Below are 4,231 nucleotides of genomic sequence, written 5' to 3' on the forward strand. Positions count from 1 at the left end.
GCCAGCGCGTGAGAGGGGTCAGCGCCCAGCGGGGCGTGCCGATAGTGGCTAGCAAGGCGAACGTATCTCGACTTTTCGCACGTGCGAAAAGTTGGGAGGCGCAAGCCTGCCTTGGAGCGCAGCGGAAAGGCAGGCTTGCGCCTCCCGTTGGCTTCAATATATACCGATGTTTTCACACTTACCCTGCCGTCCCAGTGGCGCCGAATCTCTGATTCGGTGGCGGCTGGGCGGCTAACAAGCGCAGCGCGTTAGTGCCAGTGCATGCAAAGTGTTGATGGTCTCTTCTAACGCGAAAAGTGACTCGCATTAGAAAAGACCATCGTTACAATTAAATGTGCAGGCTGTTCACTATCCGCAGCCCTGAGAGAGGTGAACGTATGAACTCTATTTCCGTATTTCTGAGCGATAGCCCTGCCATTCTCCCCATCGTTTTTGCCGTGCTGTTAACCGCTGTATCTGTTGCCGGTGCCTACGCATACCGGGTCAATAAGCAGATCAATAAAGAGCGCCAAAGCCACGACTGAAAAATTCAAGATAATGCCGGTAATCTTGAGTTTCCTGCCTTTTGGCCCTGGTTAGAGCGCTGATAGCGGTGTATGCTATACGTGTATAGCGTATCTCCGGGAGAGATCATCATGTTGGCAATACGACTGCCCAGTGACATCGAAGCGCGCCTGGAGGCCTTAGCCAAGGCCACCGGCCGCACCAAGACCTATTACGCCCGTGAGGCTATTCTTGAGCACCTTGAGGACTTGGAGGACGTCTACCTGGCTGAGCAGACACTAGAGCGTCTGCGCTGTGGCGAGGAAACCACGCACTCCCTGGATGACGTGGAGCGTGAGCTTGGGCTGGCAAATTGAGCTGACGGGCGCCGCCCAAAAGCAGCTGAAGAAGTTGGGCCATGCTGAGGCCAAGCGCATCCGTGACTATCTGCGCGAGCGAGTTCAGCCGCTCGAGGACCCGCGACAGCTGGGTAAACCGCTCCAGGGGCAACTGGGCGAGCTATGGCGGTACCGCGTCGGTGACTATCGGCTGATTGCGCAGATTGAGGATCAGCGGGTCTGTGTTCTCGTCGTGCGGATTGGGCACCGGAAAGACGTTTATCACTGAAAGGCGATTATGCGTAAGCTCAGCGATTTAAAACCCGTGTTTAGCAGTGAAAGGGTGACTGAGTGGCAGCCCGCGTCTCAAGGGCCGCGCTACCGCTATGAGCGTGATCGGGCCGCAGTCGGGCAGGAAATGACGCCAGGCAGTGAGCAATACGAGTGGTATGTTCTAGCGAAAAATGATCTGACCAGCGCCAAGCGTAAGGTCTTTGAATTGATTAACCAGGATTACTTGTAGCGTTGCTGTTGCTGCTCAAGCTTAAAAATCTGCTGTCGATCCTGCCTGATCATGCTGCGTAGCTGCTCGATCTCCGTTACCAGCGCTTCATTGTCTAGTTGTCGAAGTTCACGCACCTGGCGTTTTTTACGTTCCAACGCTTCCACCGAGCCACTTAAACGCCGTTTCAATAGCGCATTCTGCTCGCTCAGCTCGTTTATACGCATTTGTGAAGGGGCAAGCAGGGCCTCAGCGTCGCGCTGTGCCTGAGCCGCCTCTGCGGCCTTTATGCGCGCGCCTTGTTCGAGTTGTTGAGCTTTCGATTGCTGTGCCTTCAGATTTTCTTGCTGGGTGGCCAGCGTCTCGGCGGCATCACGCTCGCGGCTGCTTTCACCCACCCAGCCGCCGACTAGCAGTCCCACTAGGGCGGCTAGTGACAGAATTAACGTATAAACGGGCCAGCCCTTGAGCACCGCTGCCCAGCCCACGCTGGCTTCGTAAGGGCCGGTGAGATAAGCGATATTTGGGAAGCGTTCATACGCGAGCCACATCAGGGCAGCAAAAATCGCCAGGGCGACGAAAAGCGCAGTGTTACGTCGATTCATCGCAGATAAACCTCAGTGATTGAGTCCCGAAAGTGCCCCATCTCCTGCGAAACCGTCTCCAGAGCATCACGATAGCTGAGCCCGTCTCGCTGTAATTCCCCCATCCGTTCTTGAGCATAGCTGTGCCGGAGTCCATGCGCGCCAGTTGAGCGTCCCAGCGCGGCATCAGAGGCCTGGGAAAAGCTGTTTGACCAGCGCTGGCCACCGCTGATTGCATAGTGGGACTGGTAGTAAACGCCACGGTCTGTCACCCGCTGAGGCTGCTCCAGCCGGGTTGCTTCAAGCCGATTGGCTAACTCGTGAGGAATCAGAACCTCTCTGCAAAGCCCGCCTTTACCCACGACGGTGTAGCGTTCGCCCTGGCGAACCGCGAATTTCTCATCACGCGCAGGCCTTGTGTCAGCGGGGCGTTCATCAGCGCGACGTAGCGTTAAAATTTCGTGCGCACGAAGTCCTGCAGCATGGGCGATTTGGGTGGCAAGGGCATTTTTATCAGCCTGCCGCTCGGTAATAGCGGAGATCTGCGCCGGCGTATAAGCGCGGCTTTCGAGTACCTGTTGTTGTTCGCTCTTGATAGCCGGCAGGCGTTCGCCCTGGGCGAGATGCCCAGTGACATGCTGCTGCATCAGCTGAATAGCCTGGCGTTCTTGATCGAGCGTCTTTTGGCCAACCGCTTCGCCGCGCTGTTCGAGGTAGGCAACTGCTTGAGCAGGCGTAAGGCTGCGCAAATCGCCACCTTCCCGCCCTGCGGCATGCTCAGCTTTCTGCCAGGTGGCCACGTTGGCCAGGGCGGCTTCGTAATTACTGACGCTGCGCACACTTTCAACCACCGATCCTTGCAGCTGCTGCATGATACGGCCAGCCTGCCGTTCACCACTCGCGAACCACATCCCCATTAGTGGCCACCCCGGTCGGCAGTACGTTTATCGAGCGTACGCTGAAGCCAGCGCGCAACAGTTGAGTGAGCGACTTTGAGGCGGCGCGGGGGCATCTTTAACCAGGCTTGAAGATCGGCAGGACGGGCGCCGCTGTCGTGAAGAGCGAGTAATTCAGCAGTGTAAGGGTCAAGCTGGCTGCGGCCCTGCGAATAGGGGCGGATGCGGCCTAGCTTCTTGAATACTTGAACCTGCTTTAGCTCGGCGGTTGGATCAAAATCAGGCAAGGGATCATCGCTTTGTAAGAACCTTCGCAGTGTTAAAAACACTGCGATCGCCCACATTGGTGGACTGCGACCCCGTTTATCAATCGAAGCGACGGGCCTGTTCTCTCGCTGTTATAGCCGGTTTTATTTGGGAAGCGCGGGCTGGGCGCTTGGTGCTAACGATGCTGTTAGCCAGTGCCGGACTGGGTCCGGGGAACCGATTTTTTTGCTCGCATTCGGCAATGCTTCGCGATCTTTTGTCACGCCACTTTTGTGGCCCAGGTGTGGGCAAAACCTGCTGTGCCATAGGCACACGTCAACGACGGCTAACCCGCTAAATCTAGCACAAGTTTTTGTGCGTGTGAAATTGTGCGCTGAGCGTGCGCTAAAGCCGTAAATAAGCCACAAAGCCTGCCCGCTGGGTACTACGCGGAGCGATGTACCCAGCGGTCAGGCGCGTATGCGTCTGACCGGTCGCCGGTAGGCGACTCCGACGCCATTGGCGGCGCGTCGCTCGCAGAGAGCGACAATGCACCGTCAGGTGCATGGCTGGCCGTAGAGGCCAGCGGGTCGGCATTAGCCGACAGTGACGCGCAGAGCGTCACTGTGTGCGGAAAGCACACCGCGTTTCGTTTAGAAATGCAGAGGTTAAGAGCTTTTGGGTCAATGATTTGCAGGCAGACGAAGATTGACGCACAGCTTTTGAAAGGCTATAAACGACGAAACCCCGCCGAGGCGGGGTGTCGGACTAAGAAGTGCTACCAACACTTTTTAGTCGGCGGTTAGAGAGAAACAAGCTCGCCTAACCAAAACTGTTCCCAGATTATCGCCCCGTAGCGGGCTGCTTGCAACCTCGTAAGCCATCTGAGCACGATTTTTCAGGCCTTTCTCTCTCACCGCCATAGCTACTGCTATAGCGCGTTTTCGCGTGTCCGCTGGTCTGGATTCGAGTTGTTGTCGGCCAGCCGGGCGCAGTAGTTGAGCCGAGACGGGGAATCTCACATACGGTTCAGCGTGCATCGCGCATCAAACGCCCTGGAGTCGCGTTCCAGGGGCACTGGCAGCGGGTAAGGGGATTAGACCGGCACCGCAATAAAAACGCCGAGGCGACGGCTCCTAGCGGAGTAACAGTCAGTCAGTGCAGCAGTTCATGATGTGTCTA

General features: G+C 56.8%; 7 protein-coding genes. 4 read left to right on the forward strand and 3 right to left on the reverse strand.

Annotated features, from left to right (window positions below; genetic code table 11):
• The first annotated feature begins 377 nt into the window (after nt 1-377).
• The 4 genes from ACT3T6_RS17535 to ACT3T6_RS17550 all read left to right on the forward strand — a co-directional run bounded on the left by ACT3T6_RS17535 (nt 378) and on the right by ACT3T6_RS17550 (nt 1,344).
• Nucleotides 378-524 (forward strand): hypothetical protein, encoded by a 147-nt coding sequence (locus ACT3T6_RS17535; RefSeq protein WP_192539926.1) that lies wholly within the window; start codon nt 378-380, stop codon nt 522-524.
• 111 nt (nt 525-635) lie between these two features.
• Entirely contained in the window at nt 636-860 is a 225-nt protein-coding gene (gene relB / locus ACT3T6_RS17540; RefSeq protein WP_193054190.1) for a type II toxin-antitoxin system RelB family antitoxin, read from the forward strand.
• Nucleotides 826-1,110: a type II toxin-antitoxin system RelE family toxin gene (locus ACT3T6_RS17545; protein ID WP_226912246.1), complete on the forward strand. Its 285-nt coding sequence runs from the start codon at nt 826-828 to the stop codon at nt 1,108-1,110. Before relB ends, ACT3T6_RS17545 begins: the two co-directional genes overlap by 35 nt.
• Nucleotides 1,111-1,119: 9 nt before the next feature.
• Entirely contained in the window at nt 1,120-1,344 is a 225-nt protein-coding gene (locus tag ACT3T6_RS17550) for a hypothetical protein (RefSeq protein WP_193054189.1), read from the forward strand.
• On the opposite strand, the gene ACT3T6_RS17555 is transcribed toward ACT3T6_RS17550, so the two are convergent.
• The 3 genes from ACT3T6_RS17555 to ACT3T6_RS17565 are packed head-to-tail and all read right to left on the reverse strand — an operon-like array spanning nt 1,335 to nt 3,090.
• On the reverse strand, nt 1,335-1,928 hold the full coding sequence (locus tag ACT3T6_RS17555) for a hypothetical protein (RefSeq protein WP_193054188.1): 594 nt from the start codon (nt 1,926-1,928) through the stop codon (nt 1,335-1,337). The two genes, ACT3T6_RS17550 and ACT3T6_RS17555, sit on opposite strands and share 10 nt — an antisense overlap.
• The gene (locus tag ACT3T6_RS17560; protein WP_193054187.1) at nt 1,925-2,824 is read right to left on the reverse strand and encodes a site-specific integrase; all 900 of its coding nucleotides are present in this window, start codon (nt 2,822-2,824) and stop codon (nt 1,925-1,927) included. Before ACT3T6_RS17560 ends, ACT3T6_RS17555 begins: the two co-directional genes overlap by 4 nt.
• Nucleotides 2,824-3,090, reverse strand: a complete 267-nt coding sequence (locus ACT3T6_RS17565) for a hypothetical protein (RefSeq protein ID WP_193054186.1) — start codon at nt 3,088-3,090, stop codon at nt 2,824-2,826. Before ACT3T6_RS17565 ends, ACT3T6_RS17560 begins: the two co-directional genes overlap by 1 nt.
• Nucleotides 3,091-4,231 lie beyond the last annotated feature (1,141 nt).

It is taken from the genome of Halomonas sp. 72, from assembly GCF_052379785.1.
GTDB lineage: Bacteria > Pseudomonadota > Gammaproteobacteria > Pseudomonadales > Halomonadaceae > Vreelandella > Vreelandella citrativorans.